15 protein-coding genes and 1 tRNA gene are annotated in these 19911 nt (G+C 51.6%); 6 read left to right on the plus strand and 10 right to left on the minus strand.

Annotated elements, in window-relative coordinates; translation table 11 throughout:
* Positions 1-4 precede the first annotated feature (4 nt).
* The 6 genes from ACFFJP_RS12135 to hutH form a co-directional block, all read right to left on the minus strand.
* Positions 5-3358, minus strand: coding sequence for a 7TM diverse intracellular signaling domain-containing protein (locus ACFFJP_RS12135; protein WP_377244158.1), 3354 nt, complete (start codon positions 3356-3358; stop codon positions 5-7).
* Complete coding sequence (locus ACFFJP_RS12140; RefSeq protein WP_377244161.1) at positions 3355-3858, minus strand: chemotaxis protein CheX; 504 nt, start codon at positions 3856-3858, stop codon at positions 3355-3357. The genes ACFFJP_RS12135 and ACFFJP_RS12140 overlap by 4 nt, the downstream gene beginning before the upstream one ends.
* Position 3859: 1 nt before the next feature.
* Positions 3860-4234, minus strand: a complete 375-nt coding sequence (locus tag ACFFJP_RS12145) for a response regulator (protein WP_377244164.1) — start codon at positions 4232-4234, stop codon at positions 3860-3862.
* A gap of 339 nt (positions 4235-4573) precedes the next feature.
* Positions 4574-5659, minus strand: coding sequence for a ferrochelatase (gene hemH, locus ACFFJP_RS12150; protein WP_377244167.1), 1086 nt, complete (start codon positions 5657-5659; stop codon positions 4574-4576).
* Positions 5660-5903: 244 nt separating this feature from the next.
* Entirely contained in the window at positions 5904-7904 is a 2001-nt protein-coding gene (gene hutU / locus ACFFJP_RS12155; protein ID WP_377244170.1) for a urocanate hydratase, read from the minus strand.
* Positions 7905-7919: 15 nt separating this feature from the next.
* On the minus strand, positions 7920-9440 hold the full coding sequence (gene hutH / locus ACFFJP_RS12160; RefSeq protein WP_377244173.1) for a histidine ammonia-lyase: 1521 nt from the start codon (positions 9438-9440) through the stop codon (positions 7920-7922).
* Between the two features lie 173 nt (positions 9441-9613).
* Between hutH and ACFFJP_RS12165 the strand changes: the two genes are divergently transcribed.
* From ACFFJP_RS12165 to ACFFJP_RS12185, 5 genes are all read left to right on the plus strand, one after another.
* Positions 9614-10510, plus strand: a complete 897-nt coding sequence (locus tag ACFFJP_RS12165) for a LysR family transcriptional regulator (protein WP_377244175.1) — start codon at positions 9614-9616, stop codon at positions 10508-10510.
* Between the two features lie 128 nt (positions 10511-10638).
* On the plus strand, positions 10639-11721 hold the full coding sequence (locus ACFFJP_RS12170) for a M35 family metalloendopeptidase (RefSeq protein WP_377244178.1): 1083 nt from the start codon (positions 10639-10641) through the stop codon (positions 11719-11721).
* A 138-nt stretch (positions 11722-11859) separates the two neighbouring features.
* Positions 11860-12309, plus strand: a complete 450-nt coding sequence (locus tag ACFFJP_RS12175; protein WP_377244181.1) for a hypothetical protein — start codon at positions 11860-11862, stop codon at positions 12307-12309.
* A gap of 231 nt (positions 12310-12540) precedes the next feature.
* Positions 12541-14031, plus strand: coding sequence for a DUF1996 domain-containing protein (locus tag ACFFJP_RS12180; RefSeq protein ID WP_377244184.1), 1491 nt, complete (start codon positions 12541-12543; stop codon positions 14029-14031).
* Positions 14032-14689: 658 nt separating this feature from the next.
* Positions 14690-15829: a GGDEF domain-containing protein gene (locus ACFFJP_RS12185; RefSeq protein ID WP_377244187.1), complete on the plus strand. Its 1140-nt coding sequence runs from the start codon at positions 14690-14692 to the stop codon at positions 15827-15829.
* Positions 15830-16038: 209 nt separating this feature from the next.
* Here the strand turns inward: ACFFJP_RS12185 and ACFFJP_RS12190 are convergent.
* Both ACFFJP_RS12190 and ACFFJP_RS12195 read right to left on the minus strand, forming a co-directional pair.
* A tRNA-Leu gene (locus ACFFJP_RS12190) sits at positions 16039-16123 on the minus strand.
* A 157-nt stretch (positions 16124-16280) separates the two neighbouring features.
* Positions 16281-16742 (minus strand): DUF4488 domain-containing protein, encoded by a 462-nt coding sequence (locus tag ACFFJP_RS12195; protein WP_377244190.1) that lies wholly within the window; start codon positions 16740-16742, stop codon positions 16281-16283.
* Positions 16743-16878: 136 nt separating this feature from the next.
* Between ACFFJP_RS12195 and ACFFJP_RS12200 the strand changes: the two genes are divergently transcribed.
* Positions 16879-17376: an RDD family protein gene (locus ACFFJP_RS12200; protein WP_377244193.1), complete on the plus strand. Its 498-nt coding sequence runs from the start codon at positions 16879-16881 to the stop codon at positions 17374-17376.
* A gap of 304 nt (positions 17377-17680) precedes the next feature.
* On the opposite strand, the gene lptG is transcribed toward ACFFJP_RS12200, so the two are convergent.
* Together lptG and lptF are read right to left on the minus strand one after the other, a co-directional pair.
* Entirely contained in the window at positions 17681-18748 is a 1068-nt protein-coding gene (lptG, locus tag ACFFJP_RS12205; RefSeq protein WP_377244196.1) for an LPS export ABC transporter permease LptG, read from the minus strand.
* Positions 18741-19856, minus strand: a complete 1116-nt coding sequence (gene lptF / locus ACFFJP_RS12210; RefSeq protein ID WP_377244199.1) for an LPS export ABC transporter permease LptF — start codon at positions 19854-19856, stop codon at positions 18741-18743. Before lptF ends, lptG begins: the two co-directional genes overlap by 8 nt.
* Positions 19857-19911: the final 55 nt, after the last annotated feature.

The following is a 19911-nucleotide window of genomic DNA, read 5'->3' on the forward strand; positions in this document are numbered from 1 at the left end:
TTGTTTAGCCGGCTGCCGCAACGAAATGCATGACCTCGGGGCGAATGGGCAACCAGATCCGAAAGGTACAGCCCTCACCTGCTACAGAATCGACTTCAATCCGGGCGCCAAACTGCAACAGTTGCTGCCTCACTGCTGACAGACCAATACCACGTCCGGATAACGCACTGACATCGTCTTTGGTCGATAAGGCGTCGGCAAAGATAAACTGTGCAAGCTCGGCCGGTGATAACTGCTGACTTTCAGTCTGACCGACCAGTTGCAGCGCAACAGCTTTTTGCCGTACTTTTTCCAGCTGCAAGCCGCGGCCATTATCGCGAATTGATAGCTGCAACCCTTGGTCGACTTGCTGTAACTGACATTGAAGATCAGCAACCGCGGGTTTGCCTTGAGCGATCCGCAATGCCGGTGGCTCGATGCCGTGATCAACCGCATTACGAAACAAATGCACCAGCACCTGGAACAACGGCTGGTAAAACTCCGTATCGACCCTGGGGTCCTCGCCGGTCAACCTGATCGCCGACAATAACTTACCCTGTGACTGCGCCAGTATTTGTGCCATCTCAAAATGAGGCCGCAGCAAACTACTAAAAGACTGAAATTGAACGGCTTTGAGCTGCTGGGCCAGCACGGAATGATGATGCTCGAGAAATTGCACTACATCCTGGTGTAATTGGCGCGGCAACGGTAAATGCGGATCCGTGTCGAATAAGTGTGCCGGGAGTTGGCGTTCTAACAGCTGTAAAGCTGCCTGTAACTGACTGTCGAGTAATTCGAACGGCACTGACTCCTGAGCAGAATATTGCGCAGATGTACTTTCCAATAGGTTCTGCAATCCATCTTCAATCTGATGTAACGCCGCCGGCAATGCAGGACAGCGGATCTGCGCCAGCAAGCTTTTAAAGGTATGAATATGGCGATATAACCCGGTCAGGTCATCAGGCGTCATCAGTAACTGTGAACGGCTGCCCGCTGTTTGCAAAAAATGCTGGAAACTCAGCAGCACCTGCCGAACCTCATCCGGATGATTTAACGCATACACGATAAACGCGGCTTGTTCTTGTTGTTGCTGCAAGGCCGCGGCCAATCTGGTTTTTTCGGTGATATCACTGAGGATCACCATCAGACTATCGGCGGTCAGCCGTTTGTATTCGAGCTGATACAACCTCTCATGCAAGGATAATTGTGCTGGTAACAAACTTAAAAAGGTGGTCACCATGGCCGGTGATTGGTCCGGTTGCAAAACTTCAGTCAGTACCTCGGTCAATAATGCATGCAAAGACGGCTGATCTTTGGCAAGCAGATCAACCACTGAACCTGTCAGCGTGGTGCTTTGAAAAATATTCAGACATTCTTTGCTAAAACTGGGCTGGATCTCCAGCCGCTGGTTGCACGTTAAGAAGCCTTGACCCGTGTTATCCAGCAGCGTCTGCACCTGATGCAAATGGGTTTGATTTTCCTGATGGATCAGGCTCAGTTGTTGATGCATCTGTTTGAGCGAGGCCAAACTGTCACTGAGCGCCTGAGTGCGCTCCTGCACCTGTAACTCCAGCAGACTGCGATACTGCTTTCTTTGCACCGCGCTGGAAATATGTTGCGACACAAAGTCCAGCAGCTTGCGTTCTTGCAGGGTATAACCTGGCTGGTCATGGTAAATCTGCACGACCAGTACTCCCATCACGCCTTGCTCGTCGCGCAGTGGGATACCCAGCCAGCATTTAGCAATACTGCCAAACGTCGCCGCCAGCCCGGTTTTTTGTTCGATCTGCTGACAGTCGCCAAACAAACTTTCGCCGTGCTCTATCACCCACATGGTCCAACTACCGGCCAGCCGCTGCGCCGGGATCTGTTCGTCAGGATGTGGCAGATCTTTATCCATCTCGTCAGCAAAATAGGCGAACTGCACACTCTGTTGCGAAGGATGATACAGCGCGACGTAAAAATTGCGGGCAAACATCAGGTTGCCGACGATTTGATGCACATGAAACAAAAAGGTATGCATGTCGTCATTGCCGGCGGCGAGCTCGTTAATGCTGAATAACGCCTTTTGAATGGCCTCGCTTTGAGTTTTTTCGTGTACTTCTTTTGCCAAAACCTGATTGAGATTGGTCAGTTCCTGCAATGAGGTCTGCTGGATGTTTAACAGCTCGGCCCGGGTCTGCGCTTGTTCCTGCTCCAGCGTTCTGGTTCTGAGTGCCAGGCCGCCAGATAACACGATCGCTTCTAAGATGACGCCTAAAAACAAAATATATTCTGTTAAGCCGGTTGCCGGGATTAACGCCACAGTTTTGGCAAACTGAATAAAACCACCGGCTAGTAAAAATACTTTGCCAAGGAAAAACAATGGAGCGCCGGTAACTTTGTGCGCAAAGGCCACACCAGCCAGCACAAATAGCAGCAATACCATCAATAGTGCGTTCAGCATGGCCAGCATCATAGCGACCTGATAATCCAGCCATACCGTCAGCAACAGCGCCGCCGACAACCAGCTGCCGATCTGCAAAATCTGCTGAAAAGCAGCCGGCAATAACGAGTGCTGAAAGTATTGTTTGGCAAACAGGTAACTGCTGATACTCACCAGATGCAAAGTGCAGGGCAATAGCCACAACAGCTCGCCGCCGAGTTTTGCACTGATATACGTGCTGGCGATGCCGCTGACGGAGACAAAAACAAACAATAGCGCCGTCAGAAATAGCAAATAGATGGCATTTGCCGCTTCTCGTATCGAGCAGGCGACAAACAAATTATAAAAAATCAGCAACGTCAACGTACCGATAATAAAACCATACCAGAGATGGCTATTACGCTGTTCGGCGATAAATTCGTTTTCAGTGACCAGACTGATTGGGACGGACAGGCTGGTTTGGCTTTCTATCCTGATCAGGTACCCACTGATTTTTACGCTGTCAGGCGGCAACGCGAAGTAGTGACTGGTACTGTATACCGAGCGGCTGGATGCTGGCAGTTTACTACCGGTCTGCCCGAGCAATTGGACCTGGGACGCGGCTGTTACATCAGCAAATGTCACGCCGTAAAACAGTGCGCTTTGTAATAGCGGATAATCCAGATTCAGATAAAACTGGCCAGCGCCGGCCGGTGGCGCAGTCTTTGGCTGCCACCATAACCAAAACACCGACTGGCTATAGCCGGCACTGAAATGCTGGCCGGGTAAGTGTTGAAATTGCCCCGCTTGAAAGGCCTGCACCACATCGTCCGGCGCCATTTTTTTGCTTGGGTCTTCCAACACCAGAACACGAAAATCTGTCGCAGGCCCGGCGTGCAGCGGCAACGGGGTAAACGACAACAGTAGCCAGCATAGCCCCCACACTAAGGCATAGGCCGGCATCAGGGCTTTCATGAGGCAACCAGACTGCCGAGCACAGCAGGTGAGATACAGTAAAAATCAAACACCCCTGCTTCGACCTGCAGGCTGGCTTTTTGGATCAGCACGTCGGAAATACCTGGCTTTAACTTCACCGCACGCATAATCAGTGGCAGAGACAAATGAATTTCTTTATCGGCGATCGCCAGCGCCGCAGTCGCATTGCCACCAACGACATTGGCCATCTCGCCAAGCACGGCTTCCATCACATCGTCTGTCTCCGCCATCCCCAGCCCGGCAATTTCCCGCTGCATGAAATGCCACGCCAACTTGTGGTCAAAGACAAATAACAACATCACGCTGACCGGGCCAGTCAGACTGATCATGGCACACACATCACGGGTTGGCTCAATGTTCGCCACACGGCCAAATGGCGTGAATGGCGGATCTGCAACCAGTGCACTTTGGAGTGCTGTACGTAACAGCGGAAGAAAAATCGCGTTGGGGTCAAAGGACAACTCAGCTGACGTCTGCATATCACCCCCTTGCCGTTAAAGCCCGAACCAAATGTTCATTCAGGGTTTCAGATTGCACGGGCTTCATCACATAGCCTTTCGCTCCGGCTTTCAGTGCTTTCACCACCATCTGCTCCTGGCCGTGCGAAGTCACCACGATAATTCTGGCTTCTGGATGCTGGTTTAAAATTTGTCGGGTGGTTTCAATACCGTCCATACCGACCATAGTGATATCCATCGTCATCACATCTGGCTTGACCTCATCGTATCTTCGGATCGCATCATTGCCGGAAAGCACAGTGGCACAAACGTCATAACCGAGAGACTCAATCACGTGCTGGAGTTTTGCCAGCATGATCGGCGAATCATCAACACACATCACACGTTTCGCGGGCATAGGCACCTCACAGGCTATCAGGCAAATTTGTCTCATTTGTCCTTTAAGGCTAGTGGGATTCTTTAAATCTACAAGGCTGAACTGAAGTTTTTTCGTTGGTGTAGCACGACAGATCAGGGATCGGACAAGACTGAAGCAAAGTATTCTGGTCACAGCTTTCGCAAGCTGAGGCGGGCAGATTGCAGGCTCAAAGGCGGATCAATTGAATAAAGTCAGACACTTGGCAGCGCGTGCGCAGGTGTCTGCTCAAGAGGAAACCGGCTCGTCAGGCGTATGATGGCGACAGACGAGCTTGGTAAATGGCGCAGAACATCAGCTTCGACACAATAACGATGCAAACTACTGCGGATATTTCTCTGCACGCAGGCACTGTGCCCGTGGCGCTCGCTCAGCATCGTGGCTCACTTGCCAGCCCTGCAGATTGTCTTCAATCAATTGGCAAAGCGCCTCGATATGCCGCGGCTCCGCGTTCAACGCGGTAATGTACTCATAACGCTCGCCGCCGGCATGCAAGAAATACTCTTTGTTTTCTTCGCCGATCTCTTCGATGGTCTCCAAACAATCAGCGGCAAAACCCGGGCAAAAGACCTGCACACTCTTCACGCCTTGCGCCGGCAGCTCTTTTAATGTCTCGTCGGTATAAGGTTTTAACCATTCTTCGCGGCCAAAGCGCGACTGGAAAGTGGTCAGATACTGATCTTTACTCAGGCCCAGTGCTTCAGCGATCAGCCGCGATGTTTTATAGCATTCACAGTGGTAAGGATCGCCATTCATCAGATAGCGTTTGGGGACGCCGTGATAGGACAAAATCAATTTGTCGGCCTGACCATGTTGCTGCCAGTGTTGGCGGATTTTTTCCGCAGCGGCCTGAATAAATGGCGGATAATCCGGATAATGCGAAATAAAACGTAAGTCCGGTAACCAGCGCCGGCGGGTAAAGTGAGCCGCCAGTTCATCAAACGTAGAGGCTGAAGTTGAGCCAGAATATTGCGGATACAGCGGCAGCACTAACAACTTGCGCACGCCTTGGGCAAACATCTTTTCCAGTACCGACTCAAAACTCGGGTTGCCGTAGCGCATGGCAAAATCCACCACCACATTCTGCATGCCCCGCTGCTGCAACTCTTTGGCGATAGCATCGGTTTGCGCCTGCGTATTAAACAGCAGCGGCGAGCCCTGGTCAGTAAACACTGTGGCATAGGCTTTGGCCGAGCGACGTGGCCGGATACGTAAAATCACCCCGTTTAAAATCAACCACCACAACAAACGCGGCACTTCGACCACACGCGGATCAGACAGAAACTGTTTCAGATATCGGTGTAAGGCTTTTGGCGTGGGCGCGTCCGGTGTGCCCAGATTGGTCAATAAAATGCCAATTTTGTCCGTTTGCTGATGGTCGTACTGAGGGGAATTGATATAGCGCATAACAGAATTCTTGCTCTACTGGCTGATGAACGTGGCTGTACGCTAATTTCTCACGAATGGTTCAGACACACAAAGACTTCAGGCTTTTTTGCCGGTTCTTTTGCCGGTTTTTGTGCCAGTGCACTGCGCGGGCAGAGATCAAGGCAGGACAACCAGCAAACACTGGGCCGTTTTGCCAAGAAGGCCCCGCAAGGATCAAGACAATCCTCCGGGGCCTGTTGTGACTCTGGCTCAGCACTGTCGATCAGAACGGCAACTGCGCCAAAATCTCATCGTCAACACGATTGGCCAGTGTGACCTGCAACTTCGGTGTGCGCGCCATTTCGCGTTTGATGGCAAAATCGGCCTCGCTGTTACGCGCCCAGCTGCGTCGTGCGATGCCGTTGTTGACGTCAAAAAACAGCATCGATTTCAGGCGGCGATCTGCTTCAGCCGAGCCGTCCAGCAACATACCAAAACCGCCGTTCATCACTTCGCCCCAACCGACGCCGCCACCGTTGTGAATAGACACCCAGGTCGCGCCACGGAAGCTGTCGCCAATCACGTTGTGAATGGCCATGTCGGCGGTAAAACGGCTGCCGTCATAGATGTTGGAGGTTTCGCGAAACGGTGAGTCGGTGCCGCTGACGTCGTGATGGTCACGACCTAATACCACAGGGCCAATCTCACCACGCGCAATGGCGGCGTTAAAGGCTGCCGCAATTTCAGCGCGGCCTTCGGCGTCGGCATATAAAATCCGTGCTTGTGAACCGACCACCAGCTTGTTTTGCTTGGCGTCTAAAATCCAGGTGATATTGTCCTGCATCTGCTGCTGAATTTCTTCCGGCGCGTCGAGCATCAAACGTTTGAGCACTTCTGCCGCAATCGCATCGGTTTTATCCAAATCTTCGGCTTTGCCTGAAGCACAGACCCAGCGGAACGGGCCAAAACCATAGTCAAAACACATCGGGCCTAAAATATCCTGCACATAAGACGGATATTTAAAATCGATGCCGTTTTGCGCCATCACGTCGCCACCAGCGCGTGAGGCTTCCAGCAAAAACGCATTGCCGTAGTCAAAGAAATAAGTGCCTTTGGCGGTGTGTTTATTGACGATGGCAGCGTGGCGTTTCAGCGTGTCCTGCACCTTGGCGTGGAATAATTCCGGCTCCTCGCGAATTAAACGGTTCGCTTCGTCATACGAAATACCAACCGGGTAATAACCACCCGACCATGGGTTATGCAAGGACGTCTGATCTGAACCTAAATGCACGAAAATATCTTCAGCATCAAATGCTTCCCACACATCAACCACGTTACCGATATAGGCAATCGACACCACTTCTTGTTGCGCTTGTGCTTGTTTCACGCGGGCGATCAAAGCCGGCATGTTGTCGATCAGTTCATCAACCCAGCCCTGCTGATGGCGTTTTGTTGCCGCTTTTGGGTTCACTTCAGCGCAAACCGTAATGCAGTTGGCGATATTGCCTGCTTTGGGCTGCGCACCGCTCATGCCGCCAAGACCTGCCGTTAAGAAAATTTTGCCTTTTGGACTCTCGCCCTTGGGCAGTACTTTGCGAAACGCATTCATCACCGTGATGGTGGTGCCATGTACAATGCCCTGTGGGCCGATGTACATAAAAGAGCCGGCGGTCATCTGGCCGTATTGCGTCACGCCCAGCGCATTAAAACGTTCCCAGTCATCCGGTTTGGAATAATTCGGGATCATCATGCCGTTGGTCACCACTACGCGCGGTGCTTCGACCGACGACGGGAACAAGCCCATCGGGTGGCCGGAATACATATGCAGCGTCTGGTCATCCAACATTTCACTTAAGTATTTCATTGTTAAGCGATATTGCGCCCAGTTCTGAAACACCGCGCCATTGCCGCCGTAGGTGATCAGCTCTTCCGGATGCTGCGCTACCGCCGGATCTAAGTTGTTGTCGATCATCAGCATAATGGCGGCCGCTTGTTGGCAGTTCGCCGGGTAATCGCTGATCGGCCGCGCTTTAATCGCATAGTCTGGCTTAAAGCGGTACATATAAATCCGGCCGAAATCATTGAGCTCGCGGGCAAATTCTAGCGCCAGCTCAGCGTGCCAGGCTTTGGGGAAATAGCGCAGCGCATTACGTACCGCCAGCTGTTTTTCCGCTTTGGTTAAGATGTCTTTGCGCTTCGGCGCCCGGTTGGCATCCGCCGGGTACGGCTTCACTGCCGGCAGCGTTGCCGGAATACCTTGTTTAATCTGATCCTGAAAATTCATGCGGGTTTCCCTTATTCAATTCAGCGCAAAGTTGACTTTTAAGGCCTGGGTTTTCACCAGCTTGATCATCGCGTCGATATCCGGTTTTAACAGGCGGTCTTCTTCCAGCTTGGCGACTTTAGCGCGGATAATCGCATGATTCTGTTCAATTAAATCTGAACAAGTGTTAGGCCGGCGGAACTCAATGGCCTGGGCGGCATACATCAGTTCGATCGCTAGGATCTTCTCCAGATTGCCGAGAATTTGATTCAGCTTCCGACCAGAGATACTACCCATCGACACGTGATCTTCCTGCCCCATCGAGGTCGGCACGCTGTCGGCCGATGGCGGGAAACACAAAGATTTGTTTTCGGTGACCAACGCCGCCGTGGTGTATTGCGGGATCATCATCCCGGAATTGAGGCCACCGGCTTTGGTCAGCAAACGCGGCAAACCGTGCAGGCCTTCGAGCAACAAATAACAACGGCGGTCAGAGATATTGCCAAGCTCTGCCGCGGCAATCGAGGTGTAATCCAATACCATCGCCAGCGGCTGGCCATGGAAACCACCACCGGACAGCGCTTCTTCTGCGCTGATGATAATTGGGTTATCAGTGACTGAGTTCATCTCAATCTCAACCAGCTCTTTTAAGTGGTTAAAAGCGTTGCGCGACGCGCCATGCACCTGCGGGATACAACGCAGCGAATACGGGTCTTGCACGCGGGCGCAGCCAGTGTGTGAGTCCATATTCTGTGAATCTTTGAATAAACGCCGCATCCGCGCAGCTACTTCGATATTGCCGGCAAAAGGGCGAATTTCGTGCAATTCGGGCCGAAACGGTGAACCACTGCCCTGCATGCCTTCGATGCTCATCGCACCGGCAACGTCGGCCAGGTCGAGCAAATACTGCATTTTGGTCAGCGCGGTAATACCGTGCGACAGAATAAACTGAGTGCCGTTAATCAGCGCCAGGCCTTCTTTTGCCTGCAGTTCCAGCGGTGCTAAGCCATGCTGACGCAGTGCTTCAATCGCCGGCACCGATTCTTTGGTTGATGCTGCGCCGGCGGGCCAGAATTCGCCTTCACCAATCAGCGGCAGGAACAGATGCGACAACGGCGCTAAGTCGCCGGAAGCGCCCACCGAGCCTTGCTCCGGCACCACCGGGATCAAATCCAGTTCAACAAACTTCAGCATGCGTTCGATCACTTCGAGCCGGATGCCAGAGAAGCCCTGACACAGCGCATGCACTTTGGTGATCAGCATTAACTTGGAAATCGGCTTGGCGATCGGCTCGCCAACACCCACCGCATGGGTGATCAGCAGGTTTTTTTGCAGCAGCGCGGTTTCAGCCGGAGAGATTTGCGTGTCACACAGCGGGCCAAAACCGGTATTGATGCCATAAATCGCTTTATCGGAGGCCGCCATCACTTCGACATTGCTGCGGCTTTGCTGGACGCGGGCAATCGCTTCAGCACACAGCTCCGCTTTAATAGTGCCATCGGCAATGCCATTAACCGTCGCTAAATCCAACCGATCTATCCCGTATTTAAACGCCATCTGTGACTCCTTATTCATGTCTGTCTGCTGTGTCAGGCGCTACTGAATCTAAAGGCCTGACATAGGATTGATGAACGCATGCTAGCTTGCCACTGATGTTTTATAAATACATAATAATCGTAACTCATTCCGGTTTTATCGAACTAAAGCCAAACCCAAAAGGCCACTGTCTGATGCAGGTACAGGACGTCGATTTACGCTTATTGCGTATATTTGTCACTATCGTTGAATCCGGCGGATTGTCTGCCGCCGAGTCGCGGTTAAATATCGGCCGCTCGACTATCAGTACGCATTTGTCGGACTTAGAGATCCGGCTGGGCTTAAAGCTGTGTAAACGCGGCCGCAGTGGTTTTGAACTGACCGACGCCGGCCGTATCACCTATCAGGCGTCGTTGGAACTGCTGCAGCAATGCGAGACTTTTGCCAGCACCGTCGCCGGCTCCAAACATCAGCTGGCTGGCCGCGTCACCATCGCCATTATTGATACCTTGGTCAGCGACCCGCGCTGTGGTGTGGCGCAGGCGATCGCCCTGCTCAAAGCCAAAAGCGATAATCTGCAGTTTGATATTTATGTTTGTGAAGCGCGTGAAGTGGAAACCTCAGTGGCAAACGGTCGGTCGCTGGTTGGCATCGGTGTTAGCCGCCATCACATTCGCGGCCTCGATTATGTACCGCTGCACAATGAAACCAACTTCCTGTATTGCGGCAAAGGCCATCCGTTATTTGACTGCGATACGAGAGAAATCAGCAAGTTATTAGCGCAGGCCGAAGTGGTCACCAGTAACTACCTGCGCGACAAAGAAAGCCGCAACGACGGCCTGAACTACCAGAACAGCGCCAGCGCCTACCACGACGAAGGCATCGCCCATCTGATTTTGTCCGGCCAGTTTATCGGTTATTTACCCGAACACTACGCCAGCCATTGGGTCGACAAAGGCCTGTTCCGCGCCATTCTGCCAGAGCGCTACTTTTACCAAATCCCGGTGATGCTGATCACGTCAAAAAGCCACAGCGCATCGCCGCTGGCACAGGCGACGATTGAGGTGATCAAAAAGTGCCATGCTGGATAACTATTAGAACCTTTACAAAAAATTACAAATGTTAGTTTTGGTATTGAAGATTCCACTTTATTAGCCTTTAATGAATAAGCATTAAAAATGCAACATTACAATAAGATAGTTAATAAAAAGGGAACACAATGAAACACACCAACTACTTGCTTGGCACTATGCTGCTGGCCACACTGTTTAGTACTCAAGCGTTGGCCGATGGCATTCGAGCTAGTCTGGCACTGGCCAAAACTAACTATACCTCCGCCGAAGACATTAAGGTGATGGTCACCCTGACCAACGAAGAAGCTGTACCGGTTCGGATCTTAAAATGGTACACCCCAGCTGAAGGGGTTGAAGAAGCCTTATTCAAAGTCTCGGTAAACGGCGTAGCCATCGATTATCTTGGCGCTCATTACAAAAGACCGGCAGCCCAAGCAAAAGACTATATTCAGCTGAAAAGTGGTCAGAGTGTTAGTTATGAAGTGGAATTGTCGTCACTCTACGACTTAAGTAAAACAGGTCAGTATGAAATTAGCTATCATACTGAATCATATACACTATTCACTAATAACCCAGGGCAAGATAAAAAACTGGCGCGCCTTGGTATTGACGGTATCAGCTCAGCGCCGGCTAGTTTCTACTTAGAAGCAAAGCAAGGTGGCATAGTGACCGCCGCCAAGCCTGGTGATGGTGGTGGTACGACCGTCAATGGTGTGACTTTTACCGGCCGATGCAGTAATACTCAACAAACATCGACACTGGCTGGTTTAGTTGCCGCTAAATCGATGTCGGCAGATGCCAAAAGTTACCTGACAACCTATTCAAGCCCAAGCACTTCTATTCGTTACAAAACCTGGTTTGGTAACTATGACGCCGGTCGCTGGAGCACTGTAAAGAGTAACTTTACCAATATCGACAGTGCGTTAAACACCCAGCCACTGACGTTCGATTGCAGCTGCAAAAAGTCATATTTTGCTTACGTATATCCAACTCAACCGTACAAAGTGTATTTGTGTAATGCATTCTGGACAGCGCCAACCAGCGGTACCGATTCCAAAGGCGGCACCATTGTGCATGAGTTGAGTCACTTTAACGTCGTAGCTGGCACTGACGATGTGGCTTATGGCCACAGCGCAGCCAAGTCACTGGCAATCAGCGACCCAACTCAGGCTATTCAGAACGCAGACAGCCACGAATATTTTGCAGAAAATACCCCGGCTCAAAACTAAGCAAAATTGCCAATAGCAACAGCCTTTGACTGGCTTGTGCAAAAGCAAACAACGGGTATGGTAGTAGCAACTGCCACTACCCGTTTTTTTCAAATGCAAAAACTACTAATCCTTTTTCTGCTGCTGAACGGAGTATTTATGTCAGCATCCGGCTATGCCGTGCCTACGCAGTTGCTGCGATGTAACGTCAGCCCCACTGAAACGCCCTGGCAGCTTAAAGTGGAACTCATTAATCAGAGCAAGCAGCCTGTCGTGATCCTGCGCTGGTATAGTCCGCTCGATGCCTGGTTCAGCGAATTTTTGCATATCACGCAACAAGACCAAAAGTTACTGTATCAAGGTGCTAAAGCCAAAAGGGGCAATCCGAGCGCAGAAGATTTACTGGTGTTATTGCCGGATGAGCGACACACTGAACTGCTTGATTTAACAAAGGCATATCAGCTTAGACCTGCAGCGGCAATGATTGATTTTTTGCCTTTTGCCGTGCTGTTACATCAGCCGGACCAGCCATTACAGTGGCAACCGGCCCAACAACAGTGGTTGCAATGCCCACAGCTTTATATGCCGGCATCAGGCACTGCTATTTAAACCCAAAAGGCGAAACGACCAGGTTGAACGATCAAAGGGCTGGTTTGGAGTTCGATATAAAATCAATCCTTTGGTTATGGCTGCACTTTATATTTTTCCAGCCGCAAATCACTGCAATCAGCTGCTCCCCCAGCTTTACCTAACGTTTACTCCGCCTTTACCCTCTTCTGGACAAAAGAAATCCATACTTAATTCATCACTTTGTTGAGATCCAAAAGTTGGAGTTTCGTGATGAAAAAACAGAATATTAATCTCGCCATAGCCTTATCAGCCATCGCAATGCCAATCCTGTTGACAGGATGCGGTGGCAGTGATGAATCAACCGACAGCGTTAGCGTATCAACCACGGGCAGCGGGACAACCGCGCCGACTACACCTGCAATACCAGCAGCACCAGTGGTCAGTAAACAGCCGGAAAGCGTCACGCAATCCCCATATGCGAAAGTCGAATTTTCTGCCACTGATGCCAAAAGCTATCGCTGCCAACTCAATACCGAGGCCGTATCCGAATGTGTTAGTCCGGTTATATTTTACCCGTTAGCTGCCCAGCAACATCAACTCCAAATTTGGCATGTAGCAGCAGATGGCCGCCAGAGTCAGCCTGCGGTCGTACGTTGGCAGGTCAATAGTATTTTTCCGGCAAACAGCACTGAACGGCCACATGCTGATTTAGCCACAACGACTGTCCAGCCAGCACTCAGTAACGACAACAGCTGGCGCGGAATTTTCCGGATCAACTGCGACCTGTCGCACAGCGGCTATGTCGACCCTATTGTGTATCCCGGTAAAACTGATGCGGCTCACTTACACAATTTTTATGGCAATGTCCTGCTTGATCAGCACAGCACTATCGAGACGCTTTTTACCACCGGTGATGCCAGTTGTCAGGGGAACACTCTAAACCGTTCAGCCTATTGGGTGCCGGCATTATTAGCGCCTTCCTATGACGCCGATACCGGACAGCGTCTTTTGGATAAAAATGGCGACCCGGCCTGGAAAGTTGTCCCTGCAGTCGTTGGTGGCGACGATCAGGCCCATGAAGTTTTTTATTACTCAGCCGGTGTCGACGACGTCAGCAGTATTCAGTCCATACCACTGGGGCTGAAAATGATCGCCGGCAACCCAGCAGGCAAGCCAGGGCAAGAGCAAGATAGCGCGATTGTGCGTTGGCATTGCCAATCCTGGGAATCCAGTGATGGCAAAAACCCACGCTGGAGCGCAGGTATTCCGCAGTGTCTCGCGCCCGATCGCGTGCGGATGGATATCTTTTTCCCCAGTTGCTGGAACGGCTTAGATTTAGATTCTGCTGACCATAAAAGTCATCTGGCATATCCAGTGAAATCAACGACTAGTGCCGGCATGGTTTGTCCGGGCACTCATCCGGTGCCAATTGTCCGCGTCAGTTTTCACTATGCGTTTGGTGTGAAACCAGATGTTTACGACCCCAAAACCAAATCCAGTCAGGGCTGGCGATTAGCTTCAGATTCCTATGACAGCACAGCAACCACACTCGGCGGTATGTCTTTACATGGCGATTGGTTTAACGCATGGCATCCGGAGGCACTGCAGAAAATTCTCGATGTTTGCATCAAAAAACGTCTGGATTGCCACGACGGCAATCTGGGGAATGGCTTTCGCCTAAACGGCACCAGACCCGGCGCGCAAAACACGCCAGAGATCATTAATAAAGGTCTGGGGCATGGCGCACATGGCGGGCATTAATGGAAACTTAGTTGCTAAACAGCTTAGATTGTCAGTTTTATCAGCTTTTTGCAGATAATGCCGCGGCTAAACGACAAGAACATCGGGCAGTAACAGACTTTGGTATGCTCTGGATAGACCTGTCGAATCGGCCCACTTTGTTTTATAGCTGCGGTGAACTACCCACACGACAAAATGGAAGGTCTGTGGCGTATCGACGGGCAACGCCTTGGCGTGATTAACGACGACGATTTTTCCACCTGGGTCAATAACAACAAACTGGAGTAAAAGTACCGGGACCCGGCGAACAGTAAAATCGACGGTAATACTTTGTATATCATGGAAAAACTGGATTTAAATCCACAACTGACACTACGACTCCGGCAGCATCAGCCCCGCTGTGGCGCTGATGCTGCTTCTGACTATTTGCGGCAAGGTCATACATGCCGGTAACTACCTGTTCTGTTTAGAACCTAGATTCAACATACAAGGTACGTGCAAGCGTCAGCCCGCTGGGCGTCGCACGCCGTACATAATGCCACCAATCGTTTTTCTGATGTTCGCTATTGCCACTCTGCCAGCATCGCTGGTGCCGGGTATGCAAGCTTGCAACAACACAACTACTTTGCAACACTGGTTACTTCACCGCATGGAGCGGACGAGACGTAAAGGAATACGCATGCAGGACAGCAATCTGTTATTGATGTTAAACGCTATCGGTACCGCTTGTACTGTGCTGTTGGCCCATAGCGCCTTCCAACTTCCTGCACCGGCCACCATGCAGCAAAAACGGGCATTGCGTTATTTTCGTCTGGCATTGGTGGGCTGGGCGCTGGCTTTTGCGATTGGTTCGCTGCAGTTGTTCAGTGCCAATTGGCCGGCACTACGACCGGTGTCAATTTTGTTCGCGAACCTGACCTACTGCAGCAGTTACTTTTGCATTTTGGTGGCTGTCGCGACCCGCTATCAGTACAGTGCTATTGGCATCCGTACCTGGCATTACGCCGCGTTACTGGCTTTGTGCAGCATGCTGGTTATCGCGCTGCTCGATAACTTTTTATTGCGTAATCTGCTGATCCCTACCCTTTGCACGCTGTTGCTCGGGCTGGCGCTGCGACTGAGTTATCTGCCCGCCAAAGCGACAGTCCAACCCCGGCACCGCGGCGACCAATATCTGCGGCTTAGTCTGTTGCTGCTGTTACTGAATCTGCTACTGACTAACCTGCTGATGGTGCCTCTGACCGCGTCGGGGATCCCAACCTCGACCCGTCTGCTGATGTTTATCTTACTCAACGGCATTCTATTGACCAGCGCGATAAATTCAATTTTTCACTACGACCTGACCGAAAAGATCCGCCACGAAGGCCAGACGGATGCATTAACCGGGGTGTATAACCGGAAAATTCTGCCGCAACTGCAGCCACAGGCTGCCGACTGCGTCCTGATGGCAGATCTCGACCACTTTAAACGCATCAACGACACCTATGGCCACGACGCCGGTGATTATGTGATCCAACAATTTGCAGTATTGCTGCAGCATGCAATACGCCCTGCTGATACCGTGATCCGGATGGGGGGCGAAGAGTTTTTGATCCTGCTGCGTCAGACTGACATCAGCGCCGCCCAACAGATCACAGAACGGCTGTGCCGTCAGGTAGCCGCCACCGCGCTGAATTTTAAAGGGACTCCACTGCAAATCACCGCGAGTTTTGGCCTGTGCCCGGTCGGCCAACACGATCTGACACAAGCCGTTCAACAGGCAGACCAACTGCTGTACCTGGCTAAACAACAAGGTCGTAATAGGTTGGTAAGGAGTTGAGATGGCAAAGGCAATTGCTAGCGACTTTTTAGCACTGAAACCAAACGAAGTTGTTAAAAAGCGTTTGGAGAACGTAGTTTCGCGAATATACGGCAGGTACAACTGAGATAAAAACAACAAAGTGACGGAAACGTCATTTTGGAATGCTGTTAATGAGACAGCAAAGTATCTTTTTAATATGTTTTGAAAATTGCTACGAACGTGAGTATTGGTGCCTAGGGTCGGACTCGAACCGACACGGGTTTCCCCGGCGGATTTTGAATCCGCTGCGTCTACCGATTTCGCCACCCAGGCATTTGAGAGGAATTTGGAGCAGTAAACACCCGCATTATACAAAGCCTTCTAGCCCCTGCAAGCAAAATCTCAGTCCTGACAATCAATTGCGCAATTTTGCAGCAATCTTTCATGCAGTAGACGCAGCGGATTCAAAATCCGCTGCGTCTTGTTTGTTTCAGTTATGCATTCCGCTGACGCGCAACCAGTGCTCTTCAATCTGAATACCATCCTCCAGCCCCTGGTGCAGCCAGTTATTGCCGCTGATTTTGCACTGGAAATGATAGGTTTTGCCCTGCAGCCGTGGCAGCGAGGTTGCGTCGACCTGTTCGTGGTAGCCGTTGGCGTCGGCGCTGAAACTGCCGGAGGCGGCGACCTGAAACTTGCCGTCGGGCGCCCAGGTGATAAAGCTGAAATGACGGCCGGCGATCAGTTTGCGGCTCTTAGTCTGCTGATCTTTGATTTCAGCCACTACCTTGCCGCTTTGGTCGCGATAAATCGCGGATTGCAGCTCCCAGCTGCCCTGTAGCTCTTTGCTGCTACAGGCGTTTTCGGCGCTGGCGCTGCTGATAATCAACAAGGCACACAGCGTGCTACAGAGGCGGATTTGAGATTTGGTTCGGCTTAACTGAAGTGACATTGATGCGTTCCTGCGCAATTGACAACGTTGTCAATCTGCCTGAATTTCGCACAGTGGGCAAGTCAAAGCAGTCGCCGCGGCTGACGCCCTGCCAACCGTCATGTTAGACTGCTGCCAGTTCTGAACTGGAGTTTGTATGTACACTGAAGCCCCCCGCGCCAGCCTGCTGCGCCGTTTGTCTGCCATCATGTACGACCTGCTGGTCATTTGTGCGATCTGGATGTTTGCCATGGCGTTGGCACTTGCTGCCGTGGCGCTGCTGGCCAAAGCCGGCGTGATTTCACTGCAGGGTTATCAGGACGAAGCGGAGTATATTCAAAAACATGCGATCTGGTTTCAGCTGTACAGCACGGCGTGTATCTTGTGGTTTTATCTGTATTTTTGGGTCAAAGCCGGTCAGACACTCGGCATGCGCGCCTGGCGGATGTTGTTATTGAGCGCCGATGGTAAACCGGTGACTATGCGTCAGGCCTTCATCCGCTTACTGACAGCATTGGGCGGCATTGGTAATTTTTGGTTGTGGGTGCGCTGGGGCAAAGGTCTGGCACTGCAGGACCAGTTAGCCGGCACCATCGTAGTAGTGCTGACCAAAGAACAAAGCAGTGCATTGAATTTACATAGGGACGCGCGGTAGCCGCCGTTATGCGACACCCGTTATGCGACACCCGGCGTGTTTCGCTCCGCTCTACACGCCCTACTGTCAACTTTGGTAGGGTGCAATAAGCACAGCGAATTGCTCCGGGATGCACGGTAACCGTTATGCGATAACCGGCGTGTTTCGCTCCGCTCTACACGCCCTACGGCCAACTTGGGTAGGGTGCAATAAGCACAGCGAATTGCACCGGAATGTACGGTAACCTTTATGCGACACCCGTTATGCGATAACCAGCGTACAACACCCGGCGTGTTTCGCTTCGCTCTACACACCCTACCCCCACCTACCCGCGTTTTTGCATCAGATACACAGCGATACCGATAAACAACACACTCGGCGTAATGGCGCCTAACAATGGCGGTAGCTGATACACCAGCGCGACCGGGCCAAACACCTCGTTGGCCATATAAAAGCCAAAACCGGTCAGAATGCCCATCAGCACGCGCGCTGCCATCGTCACGCTACGCAGCGGGCCGAAAATAAACGATAACGCCAATAGCAACATCGCGACAATCGTCAGCGGCTGCGTGGCTTTGCGCCAGTACGCCAGCTGATAGCGGCTACTCTCCTGCTGATTGACCTGACGGTATTCGATATATTCGGCCAGGCCTTTTAAGCTCAGCAATTCCGGTTTAATTGACATCACACCGAGTTTGTCTGGCGTTAACGTTGAGCGCCAGCGCTGTTCCGGCCAATGATGTTTCTCAATTTTTTCATCGCGAAACGCCAAGCGGCTGACGTCCTGCAACTGCCAGACGCCGTTAAAAAAACTGGCGGCACGGGCGTGAACAATCGCCTGCAGCGCTAAGTCGGGCGTAAATTCAAAAATGGTGATGTCTTTCAGCGCACCATCGTCCGACACCTGGCGGATATTAACAAAATCATCGCCGTCTTTGGCCCAGACCCCTTGTTGCGCGGCCAGTAAGTCCCCGCCGGAAATGGCTTTGGCTTTTAATTCACGGGCGAATTTCTCCGCCGTCGGCGCGCCCCACTCGGCCACCGCCATCACCAGCACCATCATCAGCAAGGCAGTTTTCATCACCGAACTGATGATATTGAGCCGCGACAAACCGGCCGCTTGCATCACGACCAGCTCGCTGTTACTGGCCAGCATGCCAAGGCCAATCAGGCCACCGATCAGCGCTGCCATCGGGAAAAATGTCACCAGATCACCAGGGATGGTGAACAAGCTGAACATCGCCGCCACCAACACTGTGTAGTCACCACGGTCAGTCAGCCGTAATTGGTCAATAAAACGGAACATGCCGGATAACACCAGTAGCACGGTCAGGCTCAGCAGCGTGGTGGATAAAATGATCCGGCCAATATACAAATCGATAATTTTAAGCATGTTGCCTCCGGCCCCGGCCATGCAAACGGGCGGCAAAACGCTGATAACCGGCGCGACTTTGCAGCAATAAAAATACGCCAAGCAACAATGCCATCGCATGGATCCACCACATGCCGAGCCAGGCCGGAATTTTCTCATTTTCAATCAGGTTGCGGCAGACAATCAGCAAAATGTAATAACCAAGGAATAACGCCAGCGCTGGCAATAACTTACCAAATTTACCCTGGCGCGGATTGACCCGGCTCAGCGGCACAGCCAGCAACATCAAAATGGGAATGGACAACGGGATGGCCAGCCGCCAATGCCACTCAGCTTTAGCTTCTGCGGTGTCGATAGCTAGCAACTGGTCCGTCGGTAATGAACTGAGTTTACGCCGCCGTTGCTCGACCTGTTGTTCACGGATTTGAATGTCATACCGACCAAATTCCAACACATCAAATTGTGGTGAATCGACAGACCCGGCATAACGCCGGCCGTTACTCAGGACCAAGCGTTGTGCGCCATTATTGTCTTCGGCAACAGCGCCGGTTTCGGCATACACCACGGAGCCGGTTAAGTTATCTGCGCTGGCCGACTGAGCCAGAAACACGCGGGACAATTGAGTTCCGTCGCGGTTCATGTCCTGCACAAACACTACGGCTTTTTCATTGGAGGTTTGCTGGAAACGGCCGGGTAACAAGGTCGACAGCCCGGAATCGGCATCGGCCTTGGCCATAATTTCGTATTCACGTTCCGCCGCCCACGGGCTCAAATACATCATCAGGCCGCCGGCGGCCAATGCCATCCCCAGGCTCAAAATCAATGTCAGCCGGGTGACATACCATTCGCTGATGCCGGTGGCATGTAAAACCGTCATTTCGCTTTCGGCATAGATGCGGCTGTAGGCCACCAAAACGCCTAAAAAAGCGGCTAAAGGCAGGATCAACACCGCCAACTGCGGTAATTTCAAAGAAATCAAAGTCAGCACTAACTGACCCGGTAATTCACCTTCTGAGGCGTCCGCCAGTATTTTCACGAAGCGCTGGCTTAAGATGATGGTGATCAGGATCAGAAATACAGCGAGCTGAGATTTAAAGACTTCACCAATCAAGTAGCGAAAAACAATCAAAAAAGCCCCCTAAAAACCTGTCTTTTTGCTGGCACGCTGGTAATTTTTAAGTAAA

The sequence above is a fragment of the Rheinheimera tilapiae genome, assembly GCF_042432165.1.
GTDB lineage: Bacteria > Pseudomonadota > Gammaproteobacteria > Enterobacterales > Alteromonadaceae > Pararheinheimera > Pararheinheimera tilapiae.

Excerpts from the sequence above, each read along its gene's own strand:
- ACFFJP_RS12170 (WP_377244178.1), top strand. The coding sequence starts at position 10,639 with ATGAAACACACCAACTACTTGCTTGGCACTATGCTGCTGGCCACACTG.
- ACFFJP_RS12195 (WP_377244190.1), bottom strand. The coding sequence starts at position 16,742 with ATGTCACTTCAGTTAAGCCGAACCAAATCTCAAATCCGCCTCTGTAGC.
- hemH (WP_377244167.1), bottom strand. The coding sequence starts at position 5,659 with ATGCGCTATATCAATTCCCCTCAGTACGACCATCAGCAAACGGACAAA.
- ACFFJP_RS12175 (WP_377244181.1), top strand. The coding sequence starts at position 11,860 with ATGTCAGCATCCGGCTATGCCGTGCCTACGCAGTTGCTGCGATGTAAC.
- hutH (WP_377244173.1), bottom strand. The coding sequence starts at position 9,440 with ATGGCGTTTAAATACGGGATAGATCGGTTGGATTTAGCGACGGTTAAT.
- hutU (WP_377244170.1), bottom strand. The coding sequence starts at position 7,904 with ATGAATTTTCAGGATCAGATTAAACAAGGTATTCCGGCAACGCTGCCG.
- ACFFJP_RS12135 (WP_377244158.1), bottom strand. The coding sequence starts at position 3,358 with ATGAAAGCCCTGATGCCGGCCTATGCCTTAGTGTGGGGGCTATGCTGG.
- ACFFJP_RS12140 (WP_377244161.1), bottom strand. The coding sequence starts at position 3,858 with ATGCAGACGTCAGCTGAGTTGTCCTTTGACCCCAACGCGATTTTTCTT.
- lptG (WP_377244196.1), bottom strand. The coding sequence starts at position 18,748 with ATGCTTAAAATTATCGATTTGTATATTGGCCGGATCATTTTATCCACC.
- ACFFJP_RS12185 (WP_377244187.1), top strand. The coding sequence starts at position 14,690 with ATGCAGGACAGCAATCTGTTATTGATGTTAAACGCTATCGGTACCGCT.
- ACFFJP_RS12180 (WP_377244184.1), top strand. The coding sequence starts at position 12,541 with ATGAAAAAACAGAATATTAATCTCGCCATAGCCTTATCAGCCATCGCA.
- ACFFJP_RS12145 (WP_377244164.1), bottom strand. The coding sequence starts at position 4,234 with ATGCCCGCGAAACGTGTGATGTGTGTTGATGATTCGCCGATCATGCTG.
- ACFFJP_RS12200 (WP_377244193.1), top strand. The coding sequence starts at position 16,879 with ATGTACACTGAAGCCCCCCGCGCCAGCCTGCTGCGCCGTTTGTCTGCC.
- ACFFJP_RS12165 (WP_377244175.1), top strand. The coding sequence starts at position 9,614 with ATGCAGGTACAGGACGTCGATTTACGCTTATTGCGTATATTTGTCACT.